Here is a 14,710-nt window from a genome sequence, read left to right as displayed (position 1 = left end):
CTCGCTCTTAGGCGTCGATCGCTTCACTGTTTGATTTGAAAACACGTACTTTAGTACCGTCTTCATTCACTTTAAAGCCGACGCGATCCGCTTTACCAGTAGCATTGTTAAAAATGGCTACGTTAGAAACCTGGATAGGTGCTTCTTTTTCAACGATACCGCCAGTCGTACCCTTCATAGGGTTTGGCTTCTCATGCTTCTTGACCATATTGATACCAGAAACAATCACACGGTTTTCGTCTACTACTTTAACAACTTTGCCGCGCTTGCCTTTGTCTTTACCAGCAATTACAACGACTTCATCGTCACGTTTGATTTTACGCATATTCGGTCCCCTACCTCTTACAGCACTTCTGGTGCAAGAGAAACAATTTTCATGAATTGCTCTGTACGCAACTCACGTGTCACAGGGCCAAAGATACGTGTACCAATCGGCGCGCCAGATGCGTTCAATAGAACCGCAGAGTTTACATCAAAACGGATCACTGAGCCATCAGGGCGACGCACACCTTTCTTAGTTCGAACGACAACAGCGTTCATAACTTGGCCTTTCTTAACACGACCACGTGGGATCGCTTCTTTAACTGTGACTTTAATAATGTCACCAATTGCAGCATAACGACGATGAGAGCCACCCAGTACTTTAATACACTGAACGCGCTTTGCGCCGCTGTTATCTGCTACATCAAGCATCGATTCTGTTTGAATCATTTCTGCTCTCCAATCAAATTAGATAACAAGTCTCATGAAGGAAGGAGCTGCTTATACAGCAGCTGCTTTCTCAACAACCTGAACCAGTTTCCAAGTCTTAGTTTTAGAGTAAGGACGTGTTTCAACAACCTTAACCGTATCACCAACTTGACACTCGTTGTTTTCATCATGAGCGTGCAGTTTAGTTGAACGACGAACGAACTTACCATACAAAGGGTGACGTTCCGTACGCTCAACTAGTACTACGATGGACTTATCCATCTTATCGCTAACTACTTTACCAGTAGCTGTACGAGCTTGAGTTTCTACACTTGCCATCTTAGTTACCTGCCTTATCATTTAGCACGGTTTTAACTCGTGCGATATTGCGGCGAACTTGCGAGAGCAAATGCGTTTGAGCCAACTGACCAGTGGCCTTCTGCATGCGCAGTGTAAATTGCTCACGTAGCAGTTCGATCAAGGTCTGCTGTAGCTCAGCTACAGACTTTTCTTGCAATTCTTTTGCTTTCATCTACATCACCGTACGCGTTACGAAAGTTGTGGATAGAGGAAGCTTAGCTGCCGCTAACGCGAACGCTTCGCGTGCTAGAGACTCAGATACGCCCTCAACTTCATAAAGCATCTTACCTGGTTGGATTTGAGCCACCCAGTATTCTACGCTACCTTTACCTTTACCCTGACGCACTTCAAGAGGCTTCTGAGTAATAGGCTTATCTGGGAATACACGGATCCAAATTTTACCACCACGTTTGATGTGACGAGTCATTGCACGACGCGCCGCTTCAATTTGACGAGCGGTGATACGACCACGTTCAGTCGCTTTCAATCCGAATTCACCAAAGCTAACTTGGTTACCGCGAAGAGCTAGACCGCGGTTACGGCCCTTCTGCGTCTTACGGAACTTAGTACGTTTCGGCTGTAACATTGACTACCCCCTACTTAGACTTCTTCTTCTGTGCGCCTTTATCAGCACGCACTTGTTCAATACCGCCCAAGATTTCGCCTTTGAAGATCCAAACTTTAACACCAATGATGCCGTAAGTTGTTAGAGCTTCATAAGTAGCGTAGTCGATGTCAGCACGTAGAGTGTGTAGAGGCACACGACCTTCACGGTACCATTCTGCACGAGCAATTTCGGCACCGCCCAGACGACCACTTACCTGAACCTTGATACCTTTCGCGCCGGCACGCATAGCATTTTGTACTGCACGCTTCATTGCACGACGGAACATAACACGACGCTCAAGCTGGCCAGCAATGTTTTGCGCAACCAATTTAGCATCTAGTTCTGGCTTACGAATTTCTTCGATGTTGATGTGAACTGGAACACCCATCATTGCTGATACAGCGTTACGTAGTTTCTCAACATCCTCGCCTTTCTTACCAATCACGATACCTGGACGAGCAGTATGAATAGTAATGCGAGCTGTTTGTGCAGGACGCTGGATCTCAATGCGAGAAACAGAAGCCTGAACAAGTTTCTCTTCTAGGTATTTACGTACCTGAAGATCGTTTAAAAGTTGCTTAGAGTAGTTTTGGTTGTTCGCATACCAAGTAGAAGTATGGTCTTTAACTATCCCTAGGCGAATTCCAGTTGGATGAACCTTCTGACCCATTGGGTATCTCCTAATTAGTCAGCGACTTTAACTGTAATATGGCAACCGCGTTTTAAAATACGATCAGCACGGCCTTTAGCACGAGCTTTAATACGTTTTAGAGTCATAGCCTCATCAACGTAGATCGTAGAAACACGCAAGTCATCGATATCAGCACCTTCGTTATGCTCAGCGTTAGCTACAGCAGACTCTAGTACTTTCTTGACAATTGCTGCCGCCTTTTTAGGACTGAACGCCAAAATGTTCAGTGCTTCGCTTACAGATTTGCCGCGGATTTGATCTGCTACCAAACGGGCCTTCTGCGCTGAGAGGCGAGCACCCTTCAATGAAGCGCTTACTTCACTCATGATTAATACCCCTTAATTACCGTTTGGCCTTTTTGTCCGCAGCGTGACCCTTGTAGGTACGGGTCGGAGCGAACTCACCCAATTTATGACCGACCATATCCTCAGATACTAGAACTGGGACGTGTTGGCGACCATTATGGACAGCGATAGTCAACCCTACGAATTCAGGGAAGATTGTAGAACGGCGCGACCAAGTTTTAATTGGACGACGGTCATTCTTTTCTACCGCAGCCTCTACCTTTTTCAACAAATGAAGGTCGATAAAAGGACCTTTTTTTAGTGAACGTGGCACAGTCGTTTCCTCTTATTACTTAGTACGACGACGTACAATAAGTTTATCAGTACGCTTGTTCTTGCGCGTTTTGTAACCTTTAGTAGGCACGCCCCAAGGAGTAACAGGGTGACGACCACCAGAGCTACGACCTTCACCACCACCATGCGGGTGATCAACCGGGTTCATTGCCGCACCACGAACTGTTGGGCGAACACCACGCCAGCGCTTAGCACCAGCTTTACCTAGAACACGTAACGTGTGTTCAGAGTTAGATACTTCACCAAGAGTTGCGCGACATTCAGTTAGAACTTTACGCATCTCACCAGAACGTAGACGTAGAGTTACGTAACGACCTTCACGAGCAACAAGCTGAGCAGAAGCACCAGCAGAACGTGCAATTTGTGCACCTTTACCTGGCTTAAGCTCGATACAGTGTACAACACTACCTACTGGAATGTTTTGCAGAGGCAAAGTATTACCAGTTTTGATAGGCGCATCTGCACCACTAGAAATAACAGCACCAGCTTCTAAGCCTTTAGAAGCGATGATGTAACGACGTTCACCATCAGCATATTTAACCAATGCAATGTGTGCAGAACGGTTTGGATCATATTCCAAACGCTCAACTACCGCAGGGATACCATCTTTGTTACGACGGAAATCTACAACACGGTAATGCTGCTTGTGACCACCACCTACGTGACGCGTAGTGATGCGTCCGTTGTTGTTACGACCACCAGACTTGCTTTTTTTGTCTAGCAAAGGCGCGTAAGGTGCACCTTTATGCAAGTCAGTGTTAACAACTTTAACAACGTGACGACGGCCTGCAGACGTTGGCTTACTTTTTACAACAGCCATTGACCTATCTCCCCTTATTCAGCGCCCAAGAAATCAATTTCTTGGCCTTCTGCCAAACGTACGTACGCTTTTTTCACATCGTTACGCTTGCCTAGACCACGAACAGTGCGCTTCGTTTTACCTTTTTGGTTCAACGTGCGAACAGATTCAACTTTGACTTCAAACAACGCTTCGATTGCTTGTTTAATCTCTGGCTTAGTCGCGTCTTTTACTACGCGAAATACGTACTGACCATTACCTTCGGCAACGATAGTCGCTTTCTCAGAGATGTGTGGACCTAACAACACTTTATAAATGCGTTCGCCGATCATGCTAGTGCCTCCTCAACTTGTTTCAGAGCACCAACTGTCACCAACACTTTGTCGTATGCAATCAAGCTAACAGGGTCAACAGACGCTGCATCACGAACGTCAACGTTCGGAATGTTGCGAGCAGCTAGGAACAGATTTGCATCTAGCTCTTGCGCTACAACTAGCGCGTTCTCAACATTCAATTCAGCCATTTTAGCTTTGAAAAGCTTAGTTTTTGGAGCTTCGATTGAAAGCTCTTCAACTACAACAAGACGGTCTTGACGAGCAAGCTCAGACCAGATGGTGCGCATTGCTGCACGATACATCTTCTTGTTTACTTTCTGAGAGTGGTCTTGAGGTTTAGCAGCGAATGTTACGCCACCAGTACGCCATAGAGGACTACGGATTGTACCAGCACGTGCGCGGCCAGAACCTTTTTGACGCCATGGCTTTTTACCGCCACCGGCTACTTCAGAGCGAGTTTTCTGAGCGCGAGAGCCTTGACGAGCACCAGCCAGGTAAGCAGTAACAACCTGGTGAACTAGCGCTTCGTTGTATTCACGCGCAAAGGTTACGTCAGAAACTTCTACAGTTCCTTCAGCACCTGTTAGATTCAAGTTCATTGTCTACCCCTCTTAGCGAGCTTTAACTGCTGGTTGAACGATTACGTCACCATTTACAGCGCCAGGAACCGCACCTTTAACAAGGATAAGGTTACGCTCAGCATCAACGCGAACAACTTCTAGAGACTGAGTTGTTACTTGAGCTGCGCCCATGTGACCAGCCATCTTTTTGCCTTTCCAAACACGACCAGGTGTTTGACATTGACCGATGGAACCAGGAGCACGGTGAGACAATGAGTTACCGTGTGTAGCATCTTGCGTACGGAAGTTGTGACGCTTAACGCCACCTTGGAAACCTTTACCTTTTGATTGACCAGTTACGTCAACAGAAGTAATAGCTTCAAAATCCGCTACTGTTAGCTCGTCGCCAACATTGATTTCTTTTTCGTCACCTGAAAGGCGGAACTCCCACAAACCACGGCCCGCTTCAACGTTTGCTTTTGCAAAGTGACCTGCAGCAGCTTTGTTTACACGGCTAGCACGGCGAGCACCTACAGTTACTTGAACAGCTGCGTAGCCGTCAGTTTCTGTGTTTTTCACCTGTGTTACACGGTTCGGTTCAACCTCGATAACGGTTACTGGCACGGATACACCATCTTCATTGAAGATACGTGTCATTCCGGCTTTACGTCCGACTAATTGAATAGCCATTTTTTACCTCAATTGCCAGTTGTGTACGGGGCTATCACCCGCTACGGCCGACCATTCCAGATCGTTCCACTAATGTGCTTAGGCCAACAAATACTTGTTGGTTATCGCACCCCTAAAACTTTGGGGATTAGCCCAAAGAAATTTGTACTTCCACGCCTGCCGCAAGATCCAGCTTCATTAGAGCGTCAACAGTTTTTTCTGTTGGCTCAACGATGTCTAGAACACGTTTGTGTGTACGGATTTCGTATTGGTCACGCGCATCTTTGTTTACGTGTGGAGAAATCAGTACAGTGTAACGTTCTTTGCGAGTAGGAAGTGGAATTGGACCACGTACTTGAGCGCCTGTGCGCTTAGCAGTGTCCACAATCTCTTGCGTTGAAGCGTCGATCAGACGGTGATCGAATGCTTTCAAACGAATACGGATTTTTTGGCTTTGCATTTCCAACTCCAAATACTATGTTCAGATAGACCTTCTGTACAAAACTTGATCTACCATCCTTATTTAAGGACGGCGAATGTTAGCCGCTTTAAAATTGGTTGTCAAGTAACCAGTTTAAAAACAGCACTCATAAAAAAAGGCCGCTCAAGGAGCGACCTTTTCTGTTGGGTTTCTTAAACCTATCTAGATAAACCAGATATTACTTAAGAACCTTAGCAACAACACCAGCACCTACTGTACGACCACCTTCACGAATCGCGAAACGTAGACCTTCGTCCATCGCGATTGGGTGAATTAGAGTAACAGTCATTTGAATGTTGTCACCAGGCATAACCATTTCTACGCCTTCAGGTAGTTCACAAGAACCAGTTACGTCAGTTGTACGGAAGTAGAACTGTGGACGGTAACCTTTAAAGAATGGAGTGTGACGACCACCTTCATCTTTAGACAGAACGTATACTTCTGCTTCGAATTCAGTGTGTGGGTTGATAGAACCAGGCTTAGCTAGTACTTGACCACGCTGAACTTCGTCACGCTTAGTACCACGTAGAAGAATACCACAGTTCTCACCAGCACGACCTTCGTCTAGAAGTTTACGGAACATCTCAACGCCAGTACAAGTTGTTTTAGTAGTATCTTTGATACCAACGATTTCAACTTCTTCACCAACTTTGATGATACCACGCTCTACACGACCAGTTACTACAGTACCACGACCTTGGATAGAGAATACGTCCTCGATAGGCATGATGAATGCACCGTCGATTGCACGCTCTGGCTCAGGAATGTACTCGTCTAGAGTTTCTACTAGTGTCTTAACAGCAGTAGTACCCATTTCGTTGTCGTCTTCACCGTTCAATGCCATTAGGGCAGAACCTGGGATGATTGGAGTGTCATCACCTGGGAAGTCGTACTCAGAAAGAAGGTCACGTAGTTCCATCTCTACAAGCTCAAGCATTTCTGCGTATTCTTCAGAGTCAGCACCGCCACAGTCTTCAGCTAGAAGGTCTGCTTTGTTTAGGAAAACTACGATGTAAGGTACACCTACCTGACGAGAAAGAAGGATGTGCTCACGAGTCTGAGGCATTGGGCCGTCAGTCGCACCACACACTAGGATCGCGCCGTCCATTTGAGCAGCACCAGTGATCATGTTTTTAACATAATCGGCGTGTCCAGGACAGTCTACGTGTGCGTAGTGACGAGTTGGAGAATCGTACTCTACGTGAGAAGTTGCGATCGTGATACCACGCTCACGCTCTTCTGGAGCGTTATCGATACCGTCAAAAGCAACCGCTGTACCGCCGAATACTTCTGCACATACACGAGTAAGTGCTGCTGTTAGAGTAGTTTTACCGTGGTCAACGTGACCGATAGTACCAACGTTAACGTGTGGTTTACTACGTTCGAACTTTTCTTTTGCCATGATACATACACCTTATAAATAGTAAGTATGATGATTAAATTTCATTTTTGATGATCGCGTCTGCCACACTAGCTGGCGCTTCAGCGTATTTCAGAAACTCCATTGCATAACTCGCACGCCCTTGCGACAAGCTACGCACATCTGTTGCATATCCAAACATCTCGCCTAACGGCACTTCTGCTCGAATAATCTTACCAGATGGGGAGTCTTCCATCCCCTGTACAAGTCCACGACGACGATTCAGGTCACCCATCACATCACCCATGTACTCTTCAGGAGTTACAACTTCTACCTTCATCACAGGCTCAAGAACACAAGGATCTGCGTCCGCAGCACCTTTCTTTAAGCCTTGAGAAGCTGCAATTTTAAAGGCCATTTCGTTAGAGTCAACATCATGGAAGGATCCATCGAATAGTACCACCTTCAAACCCAATAACGGATATCCAGCAATGACACCATTCTTCATTTGCTCTGAAACGCCCTTCTCGACAGCAGGGATGTATTCCTTAGGAATAACACCACCGACAATCTCATTCACAAACTCCAAACCTTCTTGTTCGGTTGGAATCAGTTTCATAACAACGTGACCGTACTGTCCTCGGCCACCAGACTGTCGTACAAATTTGTGGTTAATTTCCACTTCTTTGCGAATTTTCTCTCGGTAAGATACCTGCGGCTTACCAATGTTTGCGTCAACTTTAAATTCACGCTTCATTCGATCCACAAGTATATCTAGGTGAAGCTCACCCATACCAGAGATAATGGTTTGACCTGTCTCTTCGTGAGTTTCAACACGGAAAGAAGGATCTTCCTGCGCTAACTTACCAAGAGCCACAGCCATTTTATCTTGATCCGCTTGAGACTTAGGCTCTACAGCGACAGAAATTACTGGCTCAGGGAATTCCATACGCTCTAAGACAACAATATCTTTGTTATCACACAGCGTATCCCCTGTGGTGACATCTTTCATGCCGATCAATGCCGCAATATCACCCGCAAGAACTTCTTTGATTTCCTCACGGTTATTAGCATGCATTTGAACCATACGTCCAACACGTTCTTTCTTGTGTTTTACAGAGTTATACACTGCATCACCAGAATTTAACGAGCCAGAATATACACGCACGAAAGTAAGCGTACCCACAAATGGGTCAGTAGCAATTTTAAATGCTAATGCCGCAAATGGCGCATTGTCATCCGCTTCACGAGTAACAACGGTTTCAGCATCTTCAAGGGTGCCTTCGATCGCTTTTACTTCTAGAGGTGAAGGAAGATATTCGACAACCGCATCAAGCACAGCTTGGACACCTTTGTTCTTAAATGCAGAACCACAAGTTACCAATACCACTTCGTTCGCGAGTGTTCGCGCGCGCAAGCCTGCCTTGATGTCTTCAACGGACAATTCACCTTCTTCAAGATACTTATCCATCAACTCTTCATTTGCTTCAGCGGCCGCCTCGACCATTTTTTCACGCCACTCTTCAGCAACATCGACCAAGTCCGCAGGAATATCTTCCAAAGTATAAGTCATACCTTGGTCTTGTTCATTCCACATGATGGCTTTCATCAAGATCAGATCAACAACGCCGGCGAAGTTCTCTTCTGTACCGATGTTAATCTGAATTGGAACAGCATTAGCATTCAGACGATCTTCAAGTTGATGAACAACATGAAAATAATCTGCACCCGTACGGTCCATTTTATTGACGAATACCATGCGAGGTACTTCGTATTTATTTGCCTGACGCCAAACAGTCTCTGTTTGAGGCTGCACACCAGAAGATCCACACAGAACTACAACAGCACCATCTAACACACGCAAAGAACGCTCTACCTCAATGGTAAAGTCTACGTGTCCAGGGGTGTCGATAATATTAATACGGTGTTGATCAAACTGCTGACTCATCCCACTCCAGAAGCAAGTTGTTGCTGCTGAAGTGATCGTGATTCCACGCTCTTGCTCCTGCTCCATCCAGTCCATGGTGGCTGCACCATCATGGACTTCACCGATCTTGTGAGAAAGACCGGTGTAGAACAGAACACGCTCAGTAGTTGTCGTCTTACCCGCATCAACGTGCGCACAAATACCAATATTGCGGTAACGATTGATGGGTGTCTTACGTGCCACTTAAGCTTCTCCGGATGATTAGAAACGGTAGTGAGAGAACGCTTTGTTCGCTTCAGCCATACGGTGAACGTCTTCACGTTTCTTAACAGCTGAACCTTTGTTCTCAGACGCATCTAGAATTTCGCCTGCAAGACGTAGCGCCATTGATTTTTCGCCACGCTTACGTGCAGCTTCAACCAACCAACGCATAGATAGCGCTGAACGACGAGCTGGACGTACTTCTACAGGTACTTGGTATGTTGCACCACCAACACGGCGAGATTTAACCTCAACCATTGGCTGGATAGATTCTAGTGCTTTTTCGAAGATAGCCATTGGCTCTTCTGATTTAGTGCGTTCTGCAACTGTATTTAGTGCATTGTAAACGATGCTTTCAGCTACAGATTTCTTGCCACTAACCATTACGTGGTTAATGAACTTTGCAAGAAGTTGGCTTCCGTGTTTCGGATCTGGAAGCACTTCACGCTTAGCGACGACGCGTCTTCTAGGCATGGATATTATCCTCTTCAGGTGAGTCCGAGACCATTTCTGTGCTCGGCCTTACTGTATTAAAAAATTATGTCTAAACGATTAAGGTAGCGTAATAGCTTACTTAGGACGCTTAGTACCGTACTTAGAACGGCCTTGCTTACGATTTTGTACGCCAGAAGTATCCAAGCTACCACGTACTGTGTGGTAACGAACACCTGGAAGGTCTTTTACACGACCGCCACGAATCAGCACTACGCTGTGTTCTTGCAGGTTGTGACCTTCACCACCGATGTAGGAAGTAACTTCGAAGCCGTTCGTCAAGCGAACACGACATACTTTACGCAAAGCCGAGTTAGGCTTCTTAGGCGTAGTAGTGTATACACGTGTGCAGACGCCGCGGCGTTGCGGACAAGCTTGTAACGCAGGAACGTCACTTTTTGCCACTTTACGTTTACGTGGTTTACGAACCAACTGGTTAACGGTTGCCATTTAACAAGCTCCACATCCAATTCTATTGGCGGAAATCGCCAAAAATAAGGAGGCGCAAGTGTAATTTGCGCCTATAAAACAGTCAATAGGGAGGCGAACAAAATTTCACCTCCCTTACGTATACAATGACTTCTAGTCTTTCAATGCCGCACTTAATGCTTCTTCTACATCAGAAGCACTTACTGTTGCACCACCTTCCGTCGTTGCTTGCGCAAGCTCTTTCTTAGCTTTGCGACCGCTGTGGTAAGCCAAACCTGTACCCGCTGGTATCAGACGACCTACAACAACGTTTTCTTTCAGACCACGTAGGTGGTCTTTCTTACCAGTTACCGCACCTTCTGTTAGGACACGAGTTGTCTCTTGGAACGATGCCGCAGAGATAAATGACTCAGTTGCCAAAGAAGCTTTAGTAATACCAAGTAGGACACGCTCGTATTTAGAAGGGAAACGACCTTCTGCTTCCGCAGCTTCGTTTGCTTCTTGCATTTGCGTGTATTCAACTTGGTCACCCTGAATGAGGTTAGTATCACCTGATTCAGTGATGTCTACTTTGCGTAGCATCTGACGCACAATAACTTCGATGTGCTTATCGTTGATGCCTACACCCTGCAGACGGTAAACCTCTTGAATCTCGTTAGTGATGTAATCAGCAAGCGCTGCTACACCCTGAAGACGCAAGATGTCATGTGGGTTTAGAGGACCGTCGGCAATGATCTCACCCTTCGCAACTTCTTCACCGTCGAAGATGTTGATTTGACGCCATTTAGGAATCAGAGTTTCGATTGGATCACCGCCATCTTGTGGTGTGATCACCAAACGGATCTTACCTTTCGTCTCTTTACCGAAACTTACTACACCCGTCGCTTCCGCCATCACAGCAGGATCTTTCGGACGACGTGCTTCGAACAAGTCAGCTACGCGTGGCAGACCACCGGTGATATCCTTGTTACCTTGAGACTCTTGAGGGATACGTGCCAATACTTCACCAGACTTGATGGTAGCACCGTGATCCAAGCTCAATAGAGCCTTCTCAGGAAGCATGTATTGTACTGGCATTTCAGTACCAGGAATCATCACAGGCGCACCGTTGTCGTCGACAACAGAGATCGTTGGACGAATGTCTTTGCCAGAAGAAGGACGATCTTTCATCTCAAGTACTTCGATTGTCGTCAAGCCAGTTAGCTCATCAGACTGACGGCGAATAGTGACGCCCTCTTCCATACCAGAGAATTCAAGTTTACCCTGCATCTCAGAAACGATTGGGTGAGTGTGTGGGTCCCAGTTAGCCAATACTTGACCAGCAGAAACTTGATCGCCTTCGCGAACACTCAACACCGCACCGTAAGGAAGCTTGTAACGCTCTTTCTCACGACCCGCTTCGTCTGCAATTGCCAATTCAGAAGAACGCGATGCTACAACCAATTGACCGGTTTCACGCTCGATGCTCTTCATCTTGTGGAAACGCACTGTACCGGCACTCTTAACTTGCACACTGTCTACAGCAGATGCTCGAGAGGCCGCACCACCAATGTGGAAGGTACGCATGGTCAGCTGTGTACCCGGCTCACCGATCGACTGAGCAGCTACAACACCGACAGCCTCACCAATGTTCACCAAGTGACCACGAGCTAGATCACGACCGTAACAGCTCGCACACACACCGTGCTTAGTTTCACAGCTGATTACAGAGCGAACGATCATCTCGTCCACACCCGCTGCTTCAATTGCACGTACGTTGTGCTCGTCAATTAGAACACCACGCTCAACAACAACATTGCCTTTCGCGTCCAACACATCTTGAGCTACAACACGACCTAGTACACGCTGACCTAGAGGAACAACTACGTCACCACCCTCAATCAATGCACTTACTAGAAGACCATTTTCAGCACCACAATCTACTTCTGTGATTACCAAGTCTTGCGCAACGTCAACTAGGCGACGCGTTAGGTAACCAGAGTTTGCTGTCTTCAAGGCTGTATCGGCAAGACCCTTACGAGCACCGTGTGTAGAGGTAAAGTACTGAAGTACCGATAGACCTTCACGGAAGTTCGCAGTGATCGGTGTCTCGATGATGGAACCATCCGGTTTCGCCATCAGACCACGCATACCACCTAGCTGACGCATCTGAGCCACACTACCACGGGCACCAGAGTCGGCCATCATGTAAACTGAGTTAAATGATTGCTGCTCAACTTCGTTACCTTCTTTATCGATAACCGTCTCTTTTGCCAAGTTTTTCATCATGGCTTCAGTTACGGTTTCGTTGGTACGAGACCACAAGTCGATAACTTTGTTGTATTTTTCGCCCGCTGTCACAAGACCGTCGGCGAATTGGTATTCGATTTCTTTAACTTCTTCTTCGGCACGAGAAATGATATCTACTTTCTCTGGCGGAATTACGAAATCGTCAACACCCACAGAGGAACCAGACGCTGTTGCGTATTGGAAACCTGTGTACATCAATTGGTCAGCGAAGATACAAGTCTCTTTTAGACCAACCTTACGGTAACACTCGTTGATTAGGTTCGAGATTGCTTTCTTCTTCATCGGCTGGTTAATAACCGAGAATGGTAGGCCATCAGGCACCACATCAAACAACAATGCACGACCAACAGTTGTATCAACAATAAACGTTGAAGGGATCTTCTCACCTTCAAGCGTTGTATCAACTTGATTCACACGAACTTTGATTTTCGCGTGCAGTTCAACTTGTTTAGCACCATATGCACGGTGTACTTCTTTGATATCAGCGAAGGCCATGCCCTCACCTTTCGCGTTGATTTTCTCACGCGTCATGTAGTACAGACCCAATACAACGTCCTGAGAAGGAACGATGATCGGCTCACCGTTTGCTGGCGACAGGATGTTGTTGGTAGACATCATCAACGCACGAGCTTCAAGCTGAGCTTCGATTGTCAATGGCACGTGTACCGCCATCTGGTCACCGTCGAAGTCGGCGTTGTAAGCCGCACACACAAGTGGGTGCAACTGAATCGCTTTACCTTCGATTAGAATCGGCTCAAACGCTTGGATACCCAAACGGTGAAGCGTTGGTGCACGGTTAAGCATTACTGGGTGTTCACGGATAACTTCATCAAGAATATCCCAAACCTCAGGTGTTTCACGCTCAACCATTTTCTTCGCAGCTTTGATGGTTGTTGCCATACCACGAAGTTCTAGTTTCGAGAAGATGAATGGCTTGAATAGCTCAAGAGCCATCTTCTTCGGCAGACCACACTGGTGCAAACGTAGAGATGGACCTACTGTGATAACAGAACGGCCAGAGTAGTCTACACGTTTACCCAAAAGGTTCTGACGGAAACGACCTTGCTTACCTTTGATCATGTCTGCCAAAGATTTCAGAGGACGCTTGTTAGAACCTGTGATCGCACGACCGCGACGACCGTTGTCTAGTAGCGCATCAACAGACTCTTGCAACATACGCTTTTCGTTGCGCACGATGATGTCTGGAGCAGCTAGCTCAAGAAGACGTTTTAGACGGTTGTTACGGTTAATAACGCGACGGTATAGATCATTCAAATCAGATGTTGCGAAACGACCACCTTCTAGTGGAACTAGAGGGCGAAGATCTGGTGGCAACACTGGAAGTACGTCTAATACCATCCACTCTGGATTGTTACCAGAATGATGGAACGCTTCGATCAGTTTAAGACGCTTAGATAGCTTCTTAATACGAGTCTCAGAGTTAGTAGCGTTTAGCTCTTCGCGCATGGTGCTGATTTCTTCAGCAAGATCCATGTCACGTAGCAAGCACTGAATCGCCTCAGCACCCATGCGAGCGTCGAATTCGTCACCGAACTCTTCTAGTGCTTCGAAGTACTGCTCATCGTTCAGTAGCTGACCTTTTTCAAGCGTCGTCATGCCTGGATCAATCACAATGAATGATTCGAAGTAAAGAACACGCTCAATATCACGTAGGGTCATATCCATGATAAGACCGATACGAGATGGTAGAGACTTAAGGAACCAGATGTGAGCAACCGGTGAAGCTAGCTCGATGTGTCCCATGCGCTCACGACGCACTTTCGACAACGCAACTTCAACGCCACACTTCTCACAAATGACACCACGGTGTTTTAAACGCTTGTATTTACCACACAAACATTCGTAGTCCTTGATAGGACCAAAGATTTTGGCACAGAACAGACCGTCACGCTCTGGTTTGAACGTACGGTAGTTGATGGTTTCTGGCTTTTTAACTTCACCATAAGACCATGAACGAATCATATCTGGAGAAGCTAAGCCAATGCGAATCGCATCAAACTCTTCTGATTGTCCCTGTGTTTTTAGAAGACCTAATAAGTCTTTCATGGATATTCGCCCCACTCGTAAGGCTGGGAGGGGTTAACCCTCCCAGCAGGTCAAA

At 46.5% G+C, this 14,710-nt stretch carries 18 protein-coding genes; all 18 read right to left on the bottom strand.

Annotated features, from left to right (window positions below; genetic code table 11):
* Window positions 1-7: 7 nt before the first annotated feature.
* The 18 genes from rplX to rpoC all read right to left on the bottom strand — a co-directional run bounded on the left by rplX (window position 8) and on the right by rpoC (window position 14,655).
* Window positions 8-325: a 50S ribosomal protein L24 gene (gene rplX, locus ACXAC1_RS08235; protein ID WP_133565196.1), complete on the bottom strand. Its 318-nt coding sequence runs from the start codon at window positions 323-325 to the stop codon at window positions 8-10.
* A 17-nt stretch (window positions 326-342) separates the two neighbouring features.
* Window positions 343-711 (bottom strand): 50S ribosomal protein L14, encoded by a 369-nt coding sequence (rplN, locus tag ACXAC1_RS08230; RefSeq protein ID WP_475060743.1) that lies wholly within the window; start codon window positions 709-711, stop codon window positions 343-345.
* A gap of 51 nt (window positions 712-762) precedes the next feature.
* Window positions 763-1,029 carry a 30S ribosomal protein S17 gene (gene rpsQ / locus ACXAC1_RS08225; protein ID WP_133565194.1) on the bottom strand — a complete coding sequence of 89 codons (267 nt, stop codon included), beginning with the start codon at window positions 1,027-1,029 and terminating at the stop codon, window positions 763-765.
* A 1-nt stretch (window position 1,030) separates the two neighbouring features.
* Window positions 1,031-1,222 (bottom strand): 50S ribosomal protein L29, encoded by a 192-nt coding sequence (gene rpmC / locus ACXAC1_RS08220; RefSeq protein WP_055462810.1) that lies wholly within the window; start codon window positions 1,220-1,222, stop codon window positions 1,031-1,033.
* The gene (gene rplP, locus ACXAC1_RS08215) at window positions 1,223-1,636 is read right to left on the bottom strand and encodes a 50S ribosomal protein L16 (RefSeq protein WP_204147607.1); all 414 of its coding nucleotides are present in this window, start codon (window positions 1,634-1,636) and stop codon (window positions 1,223-1,225) included.
* A 10-nt stretch (window positions 1,637-1,646) separates the two neighbouring features.
* On the bottom strand, window positions 1,647-2,327 hold the full coding sequence (gene rpsC / locus ACXAC1_RS08210) for a 30S ribosomal protein S3 (protein WP_055462808.1): 681 nt from the start codon (window positions 2,325-2,327) through the stop codon (window positions 1,647-1,649).
* A 14-nt stretch (window positions 2,328-2,341) separates the two neighbouring features.
* On the bottom strand, window positions 2,342-2,674 hold the full coding sequence (rplV, locus tag ACXAC1_RS08205; RefSeq protein ID WP_055462807.1) for a 50S ribosomal protein L22: 333 nt from the start codon (window positions 2,672-2,674) through the stop codon (window positions 2,342-2,344).
* A gap of 16 nt (window positions 2,675-2,690) precedes the next feature.
* On the bottom strand, window positions 2,691-2,966 hold the full coding sequence (gene rpsS / locus ACXAC1_RS08200; protein ID WP_055462806.1) for a 30S ribosomal protein S19: 276 nt from the start codon (window positions 2,964-2,966) through the stop codon (window positions 2,691-2,693).
* A 15-nt stretch (window positions 2,967-2,981) separates the two neighbouring features.
* A complete protein-coding gene (gene rplB, locus ACXAC1_RS08195; RefSeq protein WP_475060740.1) occupies window positions 2,982-3,806 on the bottom strand; it encodes a 50S ribosomal protein L2 in 825 nt (274 codons plus the stop codon).
* Window positions 3,807-3,820: 14 nt separating this feature from the next.
* Window positions 3,821-4,117 carry a 50S ribosomal protein L23 gene (gene rplW / locus ACXAC1_RS08190; protein WP_133565188.1) on the bottom strand — a complete coding sequence of 99 codons (297 nt, stop codon included), beginning with the start codon at window positions 4,115-4,117 and terminating at the stop codon, window positions 3,821-3,823.
* Window positions 4,114-4,719 (bottom strand): 50S ribosomal protein L4, encoded by a 606-nt coding sequence (rplD, locus tag ACXAC1_RS08185; protein WP_133565187.1) that lies wholly within the window; start codon window positions 4,717-4,719, stop codon window positions 4,114-4,116. The genes rplW and rplD overlap by 4 nt, the downstream gene beginning before the upstream one ends.
* Before the next feature lie 12 nt (window positions 4,720-4,731).
* Window positions 4,732-5,370 carry a 50S ribosomal protein L3 gene (rplC, locus tag ACXAC1_RS08180; protein WP_475060737.1) on the bottom strand — a complete coding sequence of 213 codons (639 nt, stop codon included), beginning with the start codon at window positions 5,368-5,370 and terminating at the stop codon, window positions 4,732-4,734.
* 127 nt (window positions 5,371-5,497) lie between these two features.
* A complete protein-coding gene (gene rpsJ, locus ACXAC1_RS08175) occupies window positions 5,498-5,809 on the bottom strand; it encodes a 30S ribosomal protein S10 (RefSeq protein ID WP_012071937.1) in 312 nt (103 codons plus the stop codon).
* A 199-nt stretch (window positions 5,810-6,008) separates the two neighbouring features.
* Window positions 6,009-7,232 carry an elongation factor Tu gene (gene tuf / locus ACXAC1_RS08170; RefSeq protein ID WP_475060734.1) on the bottom strand — a complete coding sequence of 408 codons (1,224 nt, stop codon included), beginning with the start codon at window positions 7,230-7,232 and terminating at the stop codon, window positions 6,009-6,011.
* A 34-nt stretch (window positions 7,233-7,266) separates the two neighbouring features.
* Window positions 7,267-9,360, bottom strand: coding sequence for an elongation factor G (gene fusA / locus ACXAC1_RS08165; protein WP_475060731.1), 2,094 nt, complete (start codon window positions 9,358-9,360; stop codon window positions 7,267-7,269).
* Between the two features lie 18 nt (window positions 9,361-9,378).
* Window positions 9,379-9,852 carry a 30S ribosomal protein S7 gene (gene rpsG / locus ACXAC1_RS08160; protein ID WP_199464006.1) on the bottom strand — a complete coding sequence of 158 codons (474 nt, stop codon included), beginning with the start codon at window positions 9,850-9,852 and terminating at the stop codon, window positions 9,379-9,381.
* 96 nt (window positions 9,853-9,948) lie between these two features.
* Window positions 9,949-10,320, bottom strand: a complete 372-nt coding sequence (rpsL, locus tag ACXAC1_RS08155; RefSeq protein ID WP_013659444.1) for a 30S ribosomal protein S12 — start codon at window positions 10,318-10,320, stop codon at window positions 9,949-9,951.
* A gap of 132 nt (window positions 10,321-10,452) precedes the next feature.
* Window positions 10,453-14,655 (bottom strand): DNA-directed RNA polymerase subunit beta', encoded by a 4,203-nt coding sequence (rpoC, locus tag ACXAC1_RS08150; RefSeq protein ID WP_475060728.1) that lies wholly within the window; start codon window positions 14,653-14,655, stop codon window positions 10,453-10,455.
* Window positions 14,656-14,710 lie beyond the last annotated feature (55 nt).

The organism is Marinomonas sp. AWM4_232 (assembly GCF_056158325.1).
The sequence above is the reverse complement of the archived record's forward strand: the minus strand, read 5'-3'. Positions and strand labels throughout refer to the sequence as shown.

Coding starts and splice junctions, on each gene's coding strand:
- rpsG (WP_199464006.1), bottom strand. CDS start 9,852: ATGCCTAGAAGACGCGTCGTCGCTAAGCGTGAAGTGCTTCCAGATCCG.
- rpoC (WP_475060728.1), bottom strand. CDS start 14,655: ATGAAAGACTTATTAGGTCTTCTAAAAACACAGGGACAATCAGAAGAG.
- rpsJ (WP_012071937.1), bottom strand. CDS start 5,809: ATGCAAAGCCAAAAAATCCGTATTCGTTTGAAAGCATTCGATCACCGT.
- rplW (WP_133565188.1), bottom strand. CDS start 4,117: ATGATCGGCGAACGCATTTATAAAGTGTTGTTAGGTCCACACATCTCT.
- rplX (WP_133565196.1), bottom strand. CDS start 325: ATGCGTAAAATCAAACGTGACGATGAAGTCGTTGTAATTGCTGGTAAA.
- rplC (WP_475060737.1), bottom strand. CDS start 5,370: ATGGCTATTCAATTAGTCGGACGTAAAGCCGGAATGACACGTATCTTC.
- rpmC (WP_055462810.1), bottom strand. CDS start 1,222: ATGAAAGCAAAAGAATTGCAAGAAAAGTCTGTAGCTGAGCTACAGCAG.
- rplV (WP_055462807.1), bottom strand. CDS start 2,674: ATGAGTGAAGTAAGCGCTTCATTGAAGGGTGCTCGCCTCTCAGCGCAG.
- rpsL (WP_013659444.1), bottom strand. CDS start 10,320: ATGGCAACCGTTAACCAGTTGGTTCGTAAACCACGTAAACGTAAAGTG.
- rplB (WP_475060740.1), bottom strand. CDS start 3,806: ATGGCTGTTGTAAAAAGTAAGCCAACGTCTGCAGGCCGTCGTCACGTT.
- rplD (WP_133565187.1), bottom strand. CDS start 4,719: ATGAACTTGAATCTAACAGGTGCTGAAGGAACTGTAGAAGTTTCTGAC.
- rplN (WP_475060743.1), bottom strand. CDS start 711: ATGATTCAAACAGAATCGATGCTTGATGTAGCAGATAACAGCGGCGCA.
- rpsC (WP_055462808.1), bottom strand. CDS start 2,327: ATGGGTCAGAAGGTTCATCCAACTGGAATTCGCCTAGGGATAGTTAAA.
- rpsQ (WP_133565194.1), bottom strand. CDS start 1,029: ATGGCAAGTGTAGAAACTCAAGCTCGTACAGCTACTGGTAAAGTAGTT.
- rplP (WP_204147607.1), bottom strand. CDS start 1,636: ATGTTACAGCCGAAACGTACTAAGTTCCGTAAGACGCAGAAGGGCCGT.
- tuf (WP_475060734.1), bottom strand. CDS start 7,232: ATGGCAAAAGAAAAGTTCGAACGTAGTAAACCACACGTTAACGTTGGT.